This is a genomic window from Paenibacillus sp. FJAT-26967, assembly GCF_001541095.1.
GTDB lineage: Bacteria > Bacillota > Bacilli > Paenibacillales > NBRC-103111 > Paenibacillus_F.
The window spans coordinates 647,236-664,593 of the sequence record NZ_LMXH01000001.1 but is presented as its reverse complement, the minus strand read 5'-3'; the positions used below and the strand labels follow the sequence as shown (position 1 = coordinate 664,593).

Here is a 17,358-nt window from a genome sequence, read left to right as displayed (position 1 = left end):
AGGCAGAGCGGATTAGGCCCTGCCTTCTTTGCATTTACCTGCTGCTATTGAAGCTCGAAAAGCAACCATGTAATTTTTGCCGCTTGCTCCCGTGTGGCCGTCTCCTGTGGTGCAAAACGACGATCCTCTATCCCGCTGATCACCCCTCCATGATAGAGGTCCTCCACAGCCTCGCGCGCATAGCTGCTCGTTGCGTCCTGATCTTCAAATGGACTGCTGCCATTCTTCTCAGGAAGCTCAATTCCCGCGGCCTGCAAAGTTCGGTGCGCAATGACGGCCATATCCTCTCTTGTAATTTTCTGACCCGGTCCGAATTCCGAATCACTTATACCAGACACGATGCCGTGCTTCTTAGCGGACGCGACTGTCCGGTAGTACCAGTCTTTTTCGTGTACATCAGTGAAATCGGCATCACTTTGCTCATCGATTAAATCAAAAGCTTCCATCATCAGCTTCAGGAACTCAGCCCGTGTCACATTCTCTTCCGGAGAAAAGAGAGCATCGGTTCTGCCCGTAATAATTCCACGGACAGCAAGCCGATTAACGTAAGAACTGGACCACCGTTCTTCGCTTACATCCGTGAAGTTTACTTCCGCCTGTTTAATTATAAAGGAACTAAATTCACCGGTAACCAAAGTCACTCGCTTCTTCTCTGCGTCGTAACTGAAATGTTTGACTACCCGCAGCTGGCCGTCCTCATCCAACAGATAAGCGGCGAGCTTCGAAGGGTCTTCAGATTCATGCAGACGATAATTCATAGAAATCTCCACGGCTTTGCGGTCCTTGAAACTCGTGATGCTGCTGCCATCTGCATAAAGCTTGACATGATAGACGGGGCGGCCTCCCGCCTGCCCGGCTGTGACCGGGTCCAGGCTGCCTGCATCTGTCTTTGCGAACTCCATGCTAAGAGCAGCTCCCGTATATTCTTGGAGCGCATCGACTCGCAGAGTCACGTCGGCGAAACCGGTGCCGATTGTAAGTTTGGAGATGCCTTGCTTCACAGCGACATCCACAGTGGAAGATGGAAGCTGAAGAGTAATCTTACCCTCCTCTGCGGCATCCTTCAGCCGTATGAGAAGCGTATCCATTCCCGAAGCGGACGCCCGCGCAGCCGCTTTGGAATACGATTCTTCCTTCACCTCATACTCCGCTGTACCTCCCTGTGATTTTACAGGAGCCTCCACTATCACTCCGTCTTCCGGCTGCTCTTCGCCGGGTAAGCTCGGGCTTCCTCCGCCGCCTGGTGAGCCGGGTCCGCCGGGATTATTCGGTTCTGAAGGCCCCGTACCAGATCCGGATCCTTCAATCACCAGTTGAATAACATTCGATTGTACGGTGTTTCCACCTAGAGCGACAGTTGCCCGGATATCCACACGCCCCGGCTTCATAGCCTTGACTACCCCCTGATCAATTACAGCCAATTCCGTATCGCTCACTGTATAAGAAACGGAAGCCCCTGCCATTTCTGCTGTGCTCCGGTTCTTTTCCAAGAGACCCTTCAACGTAACGGGCTGCTCTTCACCGGTTCGAAGCGTGGTCTTCGGTACAGACAACTCTGCCCCCGTCAGTTTCAGAACAAGCTCTGGTATCGTGTATTTATATAGATTGATCCCATCTGCGGAATATAAGTAGAAATGTCCGAAGTCATCCTGGGCAACCTTCTGCGCCTGCGAAGCCAGCACCGTTACCTCCTTGGTTCCTGCGTCTACTTTGAAAAAATTCCCGCCCACAGTTGCATAAACATGACCATCCGTACCGGTAACCATCGATCCGTCAATCCAGCGGCCGACTGCACCAGGGAACTCGTTCTTGCTGTAAGTGACTTTTTGCTGCTCGGGATCAAAGATGAACAAAGCTCCGTTTGCAAGTCCCCATATGTTTCCATCCGGTCCTATATGAAGAGCTGTAATCGCTTGTTTCCCGGCGACGGGAACAACTTCGAATACCTTCTCCTTCTTTAACACATCCCAGCCGAACAAAACGGCTTCAGCAGCTTTAGGCGCCCCGCCTTGCCCGCCATGAATAGAAGTCCCTCCATATACGATCCCGTCTTTATAGGCAAGCGTGATCAGGCTCTGGTCCGGAACCAGATTCCAGTAGACTTCAGGCTCTGTGCGCTCGGTAAGATCATATACCGCTAAGGCTCCGCCCAAAAGTCCGTTCTTCGGTACCGTTCCCACGAACAATTTGTTCAGATCCTCGGCACCGGCGATACCAAACGGCCGGTCTTGAAGCGTATAGCCCGGAATCTGCGTATTCTTGGAAAGGCTGAAGAGAAGATTCGGATTCAGCTTATCCGTTTCATCGCGGTTCCACGGCTTTTTCAAATTATATTCATAGATCTTGGCATCCGGATATAATCCGAAATACATGCTGTCGCCAATGACCGTAACACTCTCACTTTGGCCCATTCCGTTCAGATACATGCTGCTGCCTGTCGTTGGCGTATGCACACCTACATTACCGGCAAGATAGCCTGTCGTATATATTTTACCGTCCGGTCCTTTCTCGATGTCATGGATCTTTACGGCTTCAGCAGGCAGCATAAGGTCGGACAACTGGACTTTACCCGTTTCCAGATTGTATTTATACATTTTGCCGCCGTTGCCGGAGAGTCCAACCAGACTATAGCCCGGGAAGCCCTCTTCCTTCAGCTGTACGAAGGTATAGCCAATCGCCGCTCCCCCGATGCTGACGCCAAGCGAACGATAGGTATTCGTACTCAGATCATACTCGAACAAGATTCCGTTCGCCCCGGCATAGTACATCTTGTTCGCAATCGGCGATTTAGGAGAAACGCCGCGCGAGTAGTTAATCAATTCATAACTTTGGGTTCCCGTGTCCCCATCCGTGATCAAAATCTCCTGGCCTGTTTTGGCGTCGAGGACAAACGTTTCGAAACTGTTGTTCGCCTCTTTGCGGGCAAACAGCTTGCCGTCAACGAGGTTCAGATCATAGACCGAAATGATATTCCTGTACTTCTCCGGAAGCAGATCCCGTTTGGTCCCGGTCTTGATGTCATACTCTACCAGACGCGCCTGGTTGCCGACGCCCGCATAGATTTTATCCGTGTCCGCGTCATAGACGGTTACACGTGTCCAGCGTTCTCCATCCGTCTTGGATGCCATCGTGCCATAATCCGTGAATATCCCCGTTGCAGGGTCATATTGATAGACACTTCCTGTAGGGTAAGTGCCCCCGTACATTTTGCCGTCCGGCCCGCTGTCCATCGGATAGAGGACCGCATCCTTGGAAGCCAGAGGATGACCCAGATTACTCAGCTTCTCTGATACAGGATCATAGCGGTACAGCAGGCCTTTGTTATAAGCTCCGAGATAGACAGTGCCGTCACTCGATACTTTTACTGACCAGGCTCCTTCTGTATCCGGAAGCGGCTTGCTTGTTATCACTTTCTCCGTCTGGATGTCGATAACGGTAAATACGGATGGCGATCCTTGAACAACCGTGTACATCACATCACGACCATCGCCGTACTTGCCGATATCTCCCCTCATGATATTCGCTTTGCGAACTTGAACGCCCAGATCTTGCGCCACTTTGGAGAGAGCGTTATCCGGAGCGGGGACCTCATGTACGACGTGGTTTCCTTTAATCAACTTTACGTCATCCACATAATAGGAATAGGTTTTTTTGGAGCTGCCCGCAAACATGACAGCCGCATAGCTTGCCTCAGCCGGGACTGCCGCTTCGACGTAATTCGTAAACCATGTGGAAGCCGGCTCCGATTTGATGCTGAAATTTTGTTTGTTTAAGTATTTCCCGCTCGCATCAAAGTAACGGACATACATATCGGCAGTTCCGTAATCAATGAATGTTTGCGCTTTCGCCGTATAGGTGGCACCCGCTTCAACCGGAATGAGCTCCGAAATTACGTTAAGAAATCGGTCCGGTGTATTCTGGATCTTTAAACTTTTGGCTCCCGCCGCGAATTTCTCCCCGGTCACTCCGAAGGAGCCTGCATCGGCAGCTTCGTTAACTTTTCTCCAGCCGGGTATGCTGCCGCCGGTCACTTCCTGCTCGAACCCTCCATTCACAACTGCTTTCAGCAAACTGATATCGTCGAGATATACCTGAAAACTTTTCTTGGTGCCGGTGATGAGAGACACTTTCGCTTTTTTGCCTCCCGGCTGCACGTTGAAAGTTCCTTCAGCCAATCCCCATTTGCCGTCTGCCGAAGCGGAGAGCAGGTTCACGTAGGCATGAAAACTAGAGCCCGTCGGACCCGGGATAAGAGTACCTTTTGCATCATAGACATAGACGTACATGCCTTCCAGATTGCCCGCTTGCAGGAATACACTCGAAGTAAGTGAGTAGCTTGCACCTTCTTCTACATCGATGAGATCACTCTCTACATTTACGGCAGGTCCCGTATTAGCCTCATTTTGTATAAAGAGACTGTTCTTGCCTTCAAAAGCATTCGTCTGACTCAGGCTGGCATTCCCTGATTTCACAGTCCATCCGGGTATAGAAGTGCCGGATGCCGGTTGTTCAAATCCGCCATTGGCAAGAAAAAGAGACTGGGCCGGACCGCCTGGCAGACCGCCTTGATCCTGTTTGGGAGCCATGACGAACGCCTCCTCTTCGAGGGAAACCTCATCCCAGTAACTTGTTCCGAGCGAATCCTTGCCGGAGACTAGAGCAACCGCCGCCGATGCGGCCTGTGCCGGAGCCGCTGCCTTCAAAGAAAGGCGCTGCCACTGGCCGGCAGGAGCACTGGTAAAATTCGGATCATGGACGGCGATTCCGCCGTCCTGTGATGCGATCAGCGTCCCGTCAGCCCCAAAGAACCGCAGCTGAAGCTGAACAGACCCGCTCTCTACATAGACATCCGACGTGACTGTATAGGAAGCCAGCGGCGTCACACTGCTTCTGCTGCTCTCCGCTCCGAAATTAACGGTATCGTTATCCGTAATGCGCAGACTCGAGCTGCCCGCTGCAAACTTCTCTCCGGATACGGACAGTCCGCCGCTTTTGCCGCCGCCCAGATTTTGTGTCCAGCCTGGTACCGCACCACCCGCAGCAGGCTCTTCGAAGCCGCTGTTGGTAAGAGGCATAACCCGGGTGAACGCGGCATCGTCCCAGTACACAGTTCCCTTCTTGGTTTTGCCCGTTACGAGAACGAGTGAAGCCTTGGCTGCTCCAGCCGGCGCTGGCGTCTGAACCGATAGAGTCTGCCATTCATTCAGCGGCCCCTCCTTATAGACAGAACCTCCTGCCTCCACGATTCCGCCGGCGGCAAGCAATTTATCCGCGCTGTCATAAAAGCGCAGCTGGATATTCACCGCTCCGCCTCCTATGTATCCTTTAGCGGCAGCCCGGTAAGTTTGTCCGGGGAGTACTTTCATTTTGCCGCTTTCCAGACCGAAGCTTGCGGTGTTGTCCCCGTCTGTAACTTTCAGACTGCCCGCACCGCTATGTGTGATGCTGTTACTGATTTCAACCGTTCCGGTTTTCCCAGTCCCAAGATTCTGAGTCCAGCCCGGAATCACATTTGCCGAGACCGGCATTTCAAAACCCGCATTCTCAAGTGCAGACACGGGCACAAGCACATCTGCGGCTGCACGCGCCGGAGTGGACATCCCCCAGCTGGACAAGAACAAACAAAAACTCAATAGCAGTAAACCTGCCTGACGAACGACTTTCTGACTCAAGATAAAGCCTCCCCTGTGATAGACTTAAAATCTTCCCGCTGATACCCGGCCTTCTGACAACCAGTGTCGTTACCGGTTGGTTTTGCACCCTGGAATCAGCTGCATAACGCAAATGAAAGCACTTTCATTAAATAGAAACAATATAGCACAAAAAATTAAATAAATACAGGATGTATACAGGTATTTATCGAGTATAATCTGTCTTTAATCGAACGCACCTAGATCGTGATCCAAATAAAAAAACCGCTTTTCCATTAGGAAAGCGGCAGTCCGATCAAACTCTCATTAAATTTATCTTCAATTCTGCGGCAAGTCTCTTCCGGACTTTCCATACAAGCCCAGAGCAAGCTCAGCTCGTCAAACAGCATCGAAATTTCCCGCTGCTTGAGATGAAGGCTGCGAAGCGGCACCGCGTAAGGCAGCACATCCAGAAACCGGTTATAATGCTGGGGATGAATGTCGGGACTAAGCAGCTGATCGTTCTCGGCCGCCGATTTAAGGGCAGGAATCGTGCAGCCGTAAGTTTTGAGCAGATTCTGCGCCTCCGTCCCCGTCATATAATCAACGAGACGCTGAGCGGAGCGGACATGCTGACTGCCCGCATTCACGGCAAGCCCGCCGCCAAGCAGAAGCGTGGCTTGTTTGCGCTGCTTCGGAACGGGAAGCACATCCCACTCGATGGAATGGTCCCGGAACTCATTCATGAAGTAATAGGTGGTCATAATCATGGCTACCCGCTCCTTCATAAACAGCCGCTCCGCCAGATGACTGCTCCCGTGCGAGTATATCGGCGATACGTGGTGCTTATACATCAGGGATGTACAGAACTCCAGCGCCTGAATCGTTTCTTCTTTAGCCATAGTAGACCGGGTATGATCGGAAGACATAATCTCTCCTTCATTCTGCAGCAGAAACACCGGCCAGCGGTTAGATGAGGAAGAAAAACAGAAACCGTAATGTTCGGTAAATCCATCCTCGTTCGCATCCCTCGTGCATGCCTTGGCTACACGAAGCAGGTCGTCCCAATCTTTGAGCGGTGTTTGCTCCGACAGCCCGTTTTCCCTGAAGATCGAACGATTGAAACAAATCACGACAGGTGAAAAAATAAAGGGTGCGGCAAGCATCCTGCCGTCATTGGTAAACAAATCAAAAACCTGCGGGTAACTCGTCTCCTCCGGGTTCAAATGAGGGGGCACGTATCCGGCGAGCTCGCCTGTCCGGTCCGTTTCAATCCATTCCCGGAAATGGTGATCCGACATCATAAATACATCCGGTCCCTGTTTCTGATCCATCATGCGGATCAAAGTATCCGTATAGCCATCTTCGGGAAGCAGCGTAAGCTCCACTTTGATAAAAGGATTCTGCCGTTCAAAATTATGAATCATCCGGCGTACAATATCTAGTTCATAAGAGCTGGAAAACCAGGCCAGCCGCAAGGTGACAGGTGTCTGTTCCGGTCCCGGCAGCTTCACCCGGTTCCCTTTGCCCGCAATTTTCTCAATTAATCCTTCTTCTACAAGCTCCGTCAAAGCCTTCCGAATCGAAACACGGCTTATTTGATAGTTCGCGCTCAGCGTATTCTCCGGTAAGATATACTCGCCCGGCTGAAGAGCTCCACTGACAATTTCATCCCGTAATTCCTGGAGAAAATGGTCGTATCTTTCCTGAAAATTATTTCTTCTCCGCAACAATGTATACCGCTCCTATACAAGTGATTAAGCAACAGTATACCATGTGAGACCTAAGGTTACCAACATTAAACAGGTCTCATCAATCTGACATCCCTTGTTTCAAATGCTCATCCAGAAAATCATAAGCGAGCGACCTGGCCTTGACCGGAAAGTCGTGGCCCCCATGGCCCATCCAGAATTCATACGCGCCTTCTCGTCCGAGCAATTCATACACACTTGCCAGATCATTCATTCCAGCGCCAATCGCCGGCCAGTTCGGAAAAATAGTGTCCCCGAGCCCGCTCCACATCCAAAGCGGAGTCGGTGCCGCAAGAGCCGCGATTTCATGCCATTCGAATGGAATCCGGTCTTCCCGGATGCTGTCGGTCAGTGCGGGCAGATGAGAAAACCAGTCCCGCTGCCCCCAACGGTTCGGATCGGGGTCCCCTGTAAACATGGAGAAACCGCAGCTGGAAGCAACAGCCTTTATCCGCCGGTCCATTCCGGCAAGAAACCAGCCGTTATAGCCTCCCAGAGAATGCCCAATGGCTCCGATCCGGCCCCCGTCCACCTCCGGCAGAGAGCTGAGCAGATCAACGGCACGCATGTGATCCTGGAGCATCTTGCCTACAGCGGTCCATTCCGGGTACTCTTCGTAGAATGGAGCGGTCTGGAACGCCTCCGAGCCCGGATAAATGCGGCTGCCGCACGTGATAGAATCCGGTGCCAGCACCACGTAACCCCGAGCTGCGAGTTCGAGACCGTACCTCCGGTTCTCGCGTCCAGACGGCGCAGCGGTATCCAGCCGCCCTTCCTCAGCCGTCGGATGGAGGGCCAGCACGGCGGGATGCCGTTTCTTACCCGTGAGGCATGAATCCGGCAGCAGCAGGGTTGCGGTAACGTGATCCCCATCCGCTGTTTGATAGCGGATATCGCGTCTGAGGCAGCCGTCTCCTCGCTCCTCCATCACAATATCGTAATCCGGCGGGCATTCTTCGGCTGCCGGAGGCGTCCCGAGCAGCTGCAGCCACTGCGCCTGGATCCGTGAGCGCTTGGCTTGCCATTGCTCGGTTGTTGCAATGCCTTCAAGAAGCCTCGGCAGTGTGTCCAGTGTTCTCTCCGAAAGTTTATAGCTCATCACTGCAGTCTCCTTCCTCCATGAAATAGCTCCACAACTCGCTTCCACAGCCAAAATACAACCGGCCCTCCAAGAAAGCTAATCCGCTGGTTGCTTCAACCGGCAGCAGGGAGAGCAGCTGCGGTTTCAACGTATCCGTCTGCACCTTGAAGATCCCTCTGCTGAGAAGCCCGATGATCTGCTCCTGCCCTTGCCTATCTTGGATCAGAATGAGGCCCTGCCGCACTATGCCGCCCCATTCCGATAAATCCTGCTGATACAATACAATTCCGCGGGAAGGATCAAAGATGAAGTAGACCGAATCTGCCGTAAGCGCATGGACCCGGTCGTACGCATCCACAAGCAGCAGAGAAATTTCCCTCGCCCCCGGTACAGGAGTCCACCTCTCACTCACCCTGCGCTGCCGCCAGTCGAGCCGGTATAAAACCGCTTCCTCAGCTGCAGGGTCGGCTCCGCCAGGCGTTTCGATACTGCTGCCGCCTATCACATCACCGGAGCTTAGCGTCCCAAGACATAACGTACTTTGATTGGGGACGATATCATGATCCTCATAGACGGTCCACGTCTCTTGATGAACATTCAGCTCCACGAGTCCGCCCCCTACAGCTCCATAGCCGGGGAAGCCGCCAATGAGTACATGTTCACCGCCCGGATGCGCTACAGCGCAGCGAGGCCGGTGAATCCGCTCATCGGCAAGCAGCAGCACCGGGTTCCGCCCGGAACTGCTTCCGGATTCAAGCGGCATCCGGGTGTCCAGCCTGTGCACGAACCCTCCGGCATAGGCCGCCCCGACGAGATACGGGCCCTGCACGGCATACGCGCAAATATTGCCGCCGCCGCCGTTCTCCACAAGCTTACCGCCGAGATTGACCAGATCCTGCCGCTGCGGGTCATACCGGTATAAGTGCAGCGGATGATTGGAGGTCCCGTACAACATTCCGTCCGGCCCCCCGGTCATCGGGGAAAGTGCAGCCCCATTGCCTTGATAAGCCAGCGGCACAACAGTCTGGCTCCCATCCGGCTCACGGATGACCAGCTCTCCGTCTGCAAGCTGGTAGCCGGTAACGCTTCTTCCGCCGGACAGATCGCGATGCAGCTTGTAATAGCCCGTCCCCTTGTAAACAAAAGCGACATCGGGTGGTGTATTCTCCGCTGCAAGCGCTGCAGCTTTACCGTCCTGCAGGCGGAACCAATTGGCAGTGCAAGTACCTTCCGGCTCGCTTTCGCCCAGGGTCGGCAGGCTCGCATACACGTGCCCGTCAGAGCCGAGCCGGACCTGCCCGCTTCCGCGTACCGTCTCCATGAGACCCTCTCCCTGCAAGTGGAGCAGCGTGCCGTCTGCGAGGCAGTAAGCGGCAACCCCCGCTTCCGCAGTACCGATCCCCGCATACACCCAGCCGTCTTTGCCGGCGGCAAGCGACATGGCATATTTTTGCCGGGTATGGAGCCGTGTAAGCCTTGTGCATGCCATGGATACCGGATCCATCCGGAACAACTCACAGCCCGGGTAAGTCGTGAAGTAAACATGTCCGGCCGCGTCTTCGGCAAAGGAAAAGCCGACGATTTCCTCTTCCGGTGCAGGCTCCGCCCAGTAAATGAACCGTTCCTGGAACGGATCGAGCACCATGATTTTTTGCCCGGCGCCCGTGTAGAGCAGACCGGATTCACTGCTCATGCAGGCAAACGGGTAATCCAGATGCCCCTCCGGAAAGGCAAGCTGGGTACAATGCCCGCTTCCGGCATCCACAATAAGGACATATCCCCTCGCCGTAATGACCAGGCGCTCCTCACCGGAGGGCGCCCTGCATACGGCTGCGGACCTGGTCTCGTCTGCATGTACCGGAGAGCCCAGGCAAACGAAGCGTTCATCGTGTCTCATCCTTGGAGATAGAAGCCGGCAACTTTGCGGACTGCCCGGATAATGTCCTCGATGTCGGCATCTGAATAAAACTCATTGAGAGGGATTTGAACAGCCGTCTTCAGAATCTGCTCCGCATTCGGACATAGACCGCGCTCATATGTCGCTTCGCTCAACTCGAACGGAAAGTGACTTCCCTGGTAGGCCTGTTTGTTCTGAAAAAGCGGCTGCATGTAGCACACATCCGGAATATACCCGGCCCGATTCGGTATTCCCTCCGCTGTCAGTGCCTCACAGAAAGCATCCCGGCTGCAGGTAAGAAGATCCTCATCGAGCCGGAACATGTAGAACCAGTACGTGCATTCGTTATCAGGCTCTACGAGCGGTGGAGTAACACCAGGCAAGCCGGCTAATCCTTCGCTGATCCTATCCCCGAAGCTCCGTCGCTGCGAGCAGATCCACTCCAGCTTCTTAAGCTGGGCGATTCCGACAGCACCCTGAAGCTCCGTCATCCGGTAATTCGGCGCTACCACGTGCAGATCCCGCTGCAAAGTCGTACCGAACCGGCGGTAATTTTTATCGGCAAAAGCATGAGTCGTCTCATAGTCCGCCTCTTCACCGGAATTAACCGTTACGATTCCCCCGTCACCCGTCGAAATATGCTTGAAATCGTTCGTGCTGAAGCAGCCGTAATCCCCGATTGTCCCTACAAGCTTCCCTTTATACCGGGTCAAATAAGCTTGCGCGCAATCCTCAATCACCTTCAGCTTATGCTTGCGGGCGATATTCATGATCGGGTCCATGTCACAAGGATTGCCTGCAAGATGGACGACAACGATTGCTTTGGTCTTCGGTGTGATCCTCGCTTCTATAGACCGTGGGTCCATGTTATACGTATGAGGCTCCAGATCGGCAAAGACCGGAATCGCATTCTGATACAAGATTCCGATCAAAGTCCCCTGATCCGTAATCGGACTCGTAATAACCTCGTCCCCGACCGTAACCCCGGCAGCTCCCATCGCCACATGCAGAGCCGCCGTACCGGATGACGCTGCAACACTGTATTTGACTCCGTAGATCTCATTAAAATCACTTAAAAACCGCTTCACCTTCGTCCCGAAATGGTAAAACAAGGTGTTCTGCTCCAGCGCTTCCAGCAGCTGCGTTGCCTCTTCCAGGCCAAATCTTTTCCCGGTGCCGAAAGGAGTCGTTTTGACCGGCGTGCCTCCGTTTACCGCTAATGCTTCCATGCTGTCACCCCATCGTTAGGATTGTGTTTCCACATGCAGACCGCCCTGCGCCGTGTGGATCCGGCAATCATATCCAAAGCGTCTTTCAACTCCTGCTCTACTGGCGCTTCCCGATTCAAGCAATGAAACCCGGATGACCGCTCCCGGAGGAAGATTGTCCAGTGATAGATTGCCTTCAGAATCTACACGCATGCGTGCTTGACGGCGCGACTGTTCCCATCGGGTAATCTGCTCGCCTGTCCAGAACCGGAACTCCCGCTTCTGCGCCTCTGTGATTACTTGTCGCAGCGCTTCACGAACCTTCGGCTGCTGCAGAATATGAACCTGATGGAACAGGAAATGCGCTACGCCCCTCACACGGCTAACCTGCTCCAGGAAAGGATGGATCACGGAATGATCGGCCAAAGTAGCGTGATCCAGGTCCTGCGTCAGGAAACCGATTTCCAGCACATTGTACATTCTGTTGCGCTCGTCCGCCCATGCAACCGGATAATACGGGTGACACGTACCGAACGGAAATCCGATGTTGCCTTTTTTGCTCGGCCCCCTTGTCTGGTCGCTCTCGATTCCCCCTGCTTCACACCAGCGGTACAGATCGCCCCATCCTTCATAACGGGTGTAATGGTTCTTGTTCGATACAACCGGAGCTTGTGTACTGGAACGGATAAAAGCCAGCTGACGCTCGAATTCTTCTGCGCTCCAGACTCCCTTTTCTTTTTCCAGCGCGTTGAAGTGGAAAGCCAGTTCATGACCCTCTGCATGAACCCGGTCGTACACTTCCGGGGAATAACCCGGTTCTATCATGCACCAGGTCGACTTGACGCCGAACTCTTTCAATACATCCATCGTAATCATCGCAGACTCATCAATATTGAGATCGCTGTCATGCGAGATCATAGCAACCTGCCGGATACCCTCCGGCCAATAATCAAGAAAGGCGGTAGGACGGCCCAGCGCAGCAGCCTCGCGGATCAGCTGCGCTAGCAGAACTTCGCGCCACAAATCCGCATAAGGAACCCCATAGTACGCGGCTCCTGTTTCGGTCGCAGAGCGGTCCAGTACCCAATTCAGCTCGCAGCGGTCGTCCGCCTTCAGAATGCCCTCGTCCAGGTTCCCTGTACCGTCAGGGGCTGGCAGACCGTCGCTGGTAACGGGCGTGCTGCCCTGCTGGAGCATAACGACCGTTTCGGGGATATTGACATTCCAGCGAATCAGTCTGCCGCTTCCAATAGTAAATTCGATGTAAGCAGGCCCGGCCTCTTCACCGTCCTTATGTTCCTTGTGAAGGACGCCGCAGTTCTGACGCTTCGGCTCACTCTCCTTCGAATCTATGGGCTGCCAAGGCTTCGCACCCAATGCACGAAGCCCGATTCCGTCCGCGGATGTCCCTGTATCCGGGATTTCCGCATAGACCGCCTCCCTCCATACGGATTCTCTGCATCCCAGGGTGCCTGCCAACCGGTTCAAACCCGCATAGGAAATCAGTGTACCTCCCTGCTCTACAAATCCTCTCAGCTTCGCTAGAGTTCTATCGTGTTCGTCGCTGTGAGCGACCAGCAGCACATCAGGAGCATAATCCTCCAGCGCATCCCAATTTCCGAATATTTCAAAGGGAATTCCAGCATGGGCGAGAATTTCTTCCAGATACCGCTCAAATACATTTTGGCCAACGTGCCATCTTCTCATAGCGGAGTCTTCCTGGAACCAGACCCCTATTTTCGCCAAGCGTTCCATCATTCACTCCTCCTTCTAAAAAAGAAAAGGGGCAAGGTGCTGCCCCCTTCGACCAGATTTACTTGAACAATTCTTTCGGATCTTTCACTTTGATATTCGCGTTGTATTCTTTGACAATCTCTTTGCCGCCACGATCCATATATTCCTGTACAAGCTTATCCCAATCGGATACCGGGCGATTACCGGCAATCATTTTCACTTGTTCATTCATGACGTATTTTTTGAGCTCAGGGCCTTTGGATACATCTGCTGCAGATTCCAGGCCGTTGATCGGGTTCGCGTAGAGCTTCGTCTTTTTATACATATCTTCGATGCCTTTTACGAGATCCACCAGCGGCTTCGTCTGATACGTGAGGGAATAGTTCACATCCGTATCTTTAGGCGCCCAGCCCGTATTGTCTACAAAATAAGTCGATGGAGCCAGACCGTCTGAAGCGAAGTTCTTGGTATTCACAGCTACGCCGTTCTCCATGTTATAGCCTGTGCCTGCTTTACCGGACCACCAGTCAAAATCCGCATTCTTCTCGTTCTTGTCCGCATCCGCATAGAACTTACGGCCAAATTCGTGCAGCTCCAGCACTTTCTTCAGCTTATCCGGCTCTTTGGCCAGTTTGGCGTTCAGAACGACCATGCCATTGTAGCCCGCTCCCGCCTGCAACCCTTCATTGCCGTAAGCATCTTTGAACGGCTCCAGATGAACGAACTGCGCGTTAGGCTGAATTTTGAGCAAACCGTCCATATAAGCTTGAGACATCCCGCGCGGAGTACCGATGAAGATGCCGGCTTTGCCCGAGTAAAATTCTTTATTCGTATCGGCCCAGTTCAGAATCGCGTAATCCTTCGTAATGGCCCCTTCTTTATATAAATCCGCCATCATTTGAACCGTTTCCTTGCGTCCCGGTCCGATCAAGCCCGGAATAAACTCACCGGAAGCGTTCTTGTGGTACCAGGCATCGGGGTCCCAGTACGGGCCCTGGTTGAAGTTAGGGTTGATATCAAGCCCCATGGCGACTCCATACGTATCGGCTTTGCCGTTCTTATCGGGGTCCTTCTTCGTAAAGGCAATGGCTACCTGCTTAAGCTCCTCATAATTGGTAGGAACCTTCATCCCCACCGCATCAAGCCAGTCTTTGCGGATAACGGTCACCGTCTGATACTTCGGAGAATACTGCGGAATCGCATAGATTTTGCCGTTAACCCGCATGGAATCCCAGACGAAGTCCGGAACCAGCTTCAGCGTCGGCTGGTCTTTGATGTAATCGTCTAAGGGAAGGAAAGCGCCCTGCTTGGCAAATTTGGCATACCGGTTTTTCAAGTCTGTGGACATAAAACCGACCATATCGGGAATTTCCCCGGAAGCGAAGGTCGCATTGATTTTCTCATCATAAGCCGTATTCGGAACATACGTAATCTTGTAATCGATGTTGAAGCGCTCATTAATCATGTTAAGTCCGGGAGAACTGTTCGGAGGCGGATCGCCATACCGGAAATCCAGCGCTGTAATGGTATACTTGGTGTTCGATCCGCTTGCTTTGGGATCACTGGAAGCGGCTGGAGCCGGTTCCTTTGTACAAGCAGCTGTGCTGACCGCAAGTGCGGCGGCGACTGCAGTTAATGTGAGACGTTTTCCTTTCATTCTGTTACCCCCCAATTGTTCATTCATATATAGGATGAATCCTTGAAACCATCAGTTATTATGAAGCTTGCATTTAGAGCGGATTATTCCGCTGCCGAGAAACACAATCAGCCTTTAACCGCCCCGAGCATAACGCCTTTGGCGAAGTGCTTTTGCAGGAACGGATAAACGACAAGGATAGGCAGAGTTGCCAATAGAATGGCCGCCATCTGGATGGTTTCCGGCGGAGGCGGATTTTCCACGAAAGAATCTGCCAGTGTCGCCGTAGTCTCCCCCATTACAACGATTTGACGAAGGATGACCTGGATCGTCCATTTGTCCGAATTGTTAATATACAGGATAGGAGCAAAATAATTGTTCCAATGTGTGACGGCATAGAACAGACTGAATGCAGCCAGCGAAGGCTTGGAGAGCGGAAGAATAATACGCGTGAACACTTGAAGGTCATTCGCTCCGTCAATAACGCCGGCTTCTTTCAAATCATCCGGAATGCCTAAGAAAAACTGTCTCATTACAATGAGATTAAAAGGGGTAATCGCCACCGGCAGGATCAGCGACCAGACGGAATCGAGAAGGCCGGTTGCTTTTACAACCAGATAGGTAGGGATCATGCCTGCTGAGAACAGCAGCGTGAACACAACCATCATCATCAATCCCCGCTGACCGATGATCGGTCTTGATAACGCGTAGGCCATCGTTGCCGTAAAGAACAGATTGACCACCGTTCCGACTATCGTGACGAAGATCGTATTAAGCAGCGACTGGCGGAAAGCTTTGGACTGGAGAATATATTCATAAGCATCCGTCGTCCAGTTCGATGGCCACAAGAGCAGCTTGCTGCCCAGAAAATCCTCATAGGAGGAGAACGATACAGAGAACAGGTAGATAAAAGGAAAGATCATCACGCAGGAAATCAGGACAAGAATCGTCAGATTGACGGTATCAAACAGCCGGTCGAACATTGATTTATGCTTTAGCGCATTCATTCCGTTTTCACTCCTCACAGCTTTCCCGGCAGGAAAGCTTTCTTCACTCAATAAACCCCTTGTTCTCCAAACCGTTTGGCCAGCTTATTGGCTGTAATAACCAGCACCAGCCCGACGATTCCTTTAAAGACTCCGACCGCCGTTGACAAACTGTAATCCGACTGCTGGATCCCCTTGTAGTACACGAAGGTATCGAGCGTATTGCCGATTTCCATGTTAAACGCATTAAGCTGCAAGAAAACCTGCTCAAATCCGACTTCTAGAACGTCGCCCAAACGGATAATCAGCAGAATGATAATCGTGCTGCGGATAGCCGGCAGCGTAATGTGCCAAATTTGGCGCAGCCTGCTGGCGCCGTCCATAACCGCCGCTTCGTACAAGGAAGGATTCACTCCGGCCAAAGCGGCCAGGAATATAATCGTCCCCCATCCGGCTTCCTTCCAGATCACTTCAAGAACCAGGAAGATACGGAAATAATCCGGATTCGTCAAGAAAGGGACGCCCTGCTCCATACCCATGACCAGTACCAGAAAATCATTGACCAGACCATCATTCCGGAAAAAGATCGTCACGATTCCCACCACCACTACCCACGATAAGAAGTGGGGCAAATAAACGACAGATTGAATGATGCGCTTCGTTGCCGACCGCGAGACTTCATTAAGCATAATGGCCAGCAGGATCGGTGCCGGAAAGGCAAAAATAATCTGCAGAAGGGAAATAATGAGCGTATTCCCAAGTACGCGGATCACCTCGGAACTTTCGAAGATCCGGGCGAAATTATCGAATCCTACCCATGGGCTGTCGGCAAAACCGAGAAACGGACTATACTCCTTGAAGGCGATGGCAATACCCAGCATAGGAATATAGCGGTACACGATAAAATACAGAAGACCTGGCGCAAGAAGCAAATAGATATAGCGGTCTTTCCAAAGTCTGTTCTGAATGCGTTTCCATTTCCCCGGCTTTGTGCCGGTCTCCATTTTGTTCACTACAGTGTTCAAAAGCTCACCCCTCATTTGTCCCTGCAGGGTTGTACCAGGCGGTACACACCCGGAGACACTTCCCATTTTTTCTTCTTGCTGCCGCCGTCTTCATGCAGAGAACGACAGAAACTCTTATTATTGTGTATGAACCAGGTGACTCGCGCACAGTTAACGATAGATTCAAAGATGCGTCGGATGGGAGGATATTTGTAGGAAAGCGCTTTCACCTTGGGCAATTCATTCATCTTCATGTAAAGAAATGCCGGATACAAGCTTCCTATATCTTCCCAAATTGAGATAAATCAGAGTTATCCGATGTCGTATTAAATAGAATCTCCAATCGACCGTCTTCTCTATCCAGCTTAACCTCATCCCGCAGCTTCATGAATTATAAATCGTCCTCTGGCAAACACACTTGTAACTTACCT

At 52.4% G+C, this 17,358-nt stretch carries 9 protein-coding genes; all 9 read right to left on the bottom strand.

What is annotated here, in order from left to right:
- Positions 1-44: 44 nt before the first annotated feature.
- The 9 genes from AR333_RS02810 to AR333_RS02770 all read right to left on the bottom strand — a co-directional run bounded on the left by AR333_RS02810 (position 45) and on the right by AR333_RS02770 (position 16,927).
- The gene (locus tag AR333_RS02810) at positions 45-5,672 is read right to left on the bottom strand and encodes an S-layer homology domain-containing protein (protein ID WP_068773823.1); all 5,628 of its coding nucleotides are present in this window, start codon (positions 5,670-5,672) and stop codon (positions 45-47) included.
- Positions 5,673-5,926: 254 nt separating this feature from the next.
- Positions 5,927-7,363 (bottom strand): extracellular solute-binding protein, encoded by a 1,437-nt coding sequence (locus AR333_RS02805; RefSeq protein ID WP_068773822.1) that lies wholly within the window; start codon positions 7,361-7,363, stop codon positions 5,927-5,929.
- A 79-nt stretch (positions 7,364-7,442) separates the two neighbouring features.
- Complete coding sequence (locus tag AR333_RS02800; RefSeq protein WP_068773821.1) at positions 7,443-8,480, bottom strand: alpha/beta fold hydrolase; 1,038 nt, start codon at positions 8,478-8,480, stop codon at positions 7,443-7,445.
- Complete coding sequence (locus AR333_RS02795; protein ID WP_156430814.1) at positions 8,470-10,359, bottom strand: hypothetical protein; 1,890 nt, start codon at positions 10,357-10,359, stop codon at positions 8,470-8,472. The genes AR333_RS02800 and AR333_RS02795 overlap by 11 nt, the downstream gene beginning before the upstream one ends.
- Positions 10,356-11,588, bottom strand: a complete 1,233-nt coding sequence (locus tag AR333_RS02790; protein WP_068773819.1) for a DegT/DnrJ/EryC1/StrS aminotransferase family protein — start codon at positions 11,586-11,588, stop codon at positions 10,356-10,358. Before AR333_RS02790 ends, AR333_RS02795 begins: the two co-directional genes overlap by 4 nt.
- Before the next feature lie 15 nt (positions 11,589-11,603).
- Positions 11,604-13,325 (bottom strand): hypothetical protein, encoded by a 1,722-nt coding sequence (locus tag AR333_RS02785; RefSeq protein WP_156430813.1) that lies wholly within the window; start codon positions 13,323-13,325, stop codon positions 11,604-11,606.
- Positions 13,326-13,380: 55 nt separating this feature from the next.
- A complete protein-coding gene (locus tag AR333_RS02780; protein WP_068773817.1) occupies positions 13,381-14,958 on the bottom strand; it encodes an extracellular solute-binding protein in 1,578 nt (525 codons plus the stop codon).
- Between the two features lie 107 nt (positions 14,959-15,065).
- On the bottom strand, positions 15,066-15,944 hold the full coding sequence (locus tag AR333_RS02775) for a carbohydrate ABC transporter permease (protein ID WP_068775098.1): 879 nt from the start codon (positions 15,942-15,944) through the stop codon (positions 15,066-15,068).
- A 47-nt stretch (positions 15,945-15,991) separates the two neighbouring features.
- Positions 15,992-16,927, bottom strand: a complete 936-nt coding sequence (locus tag AR333_RS02770) for a sugar ABC transporter permease (protein ID WP_068775097.1) — start codon at positions 16,925-16,927, stop codon at positions 15,992-15,994.
- Positions 16,928-17,358 lie beyond the last annotated feature (431 nt).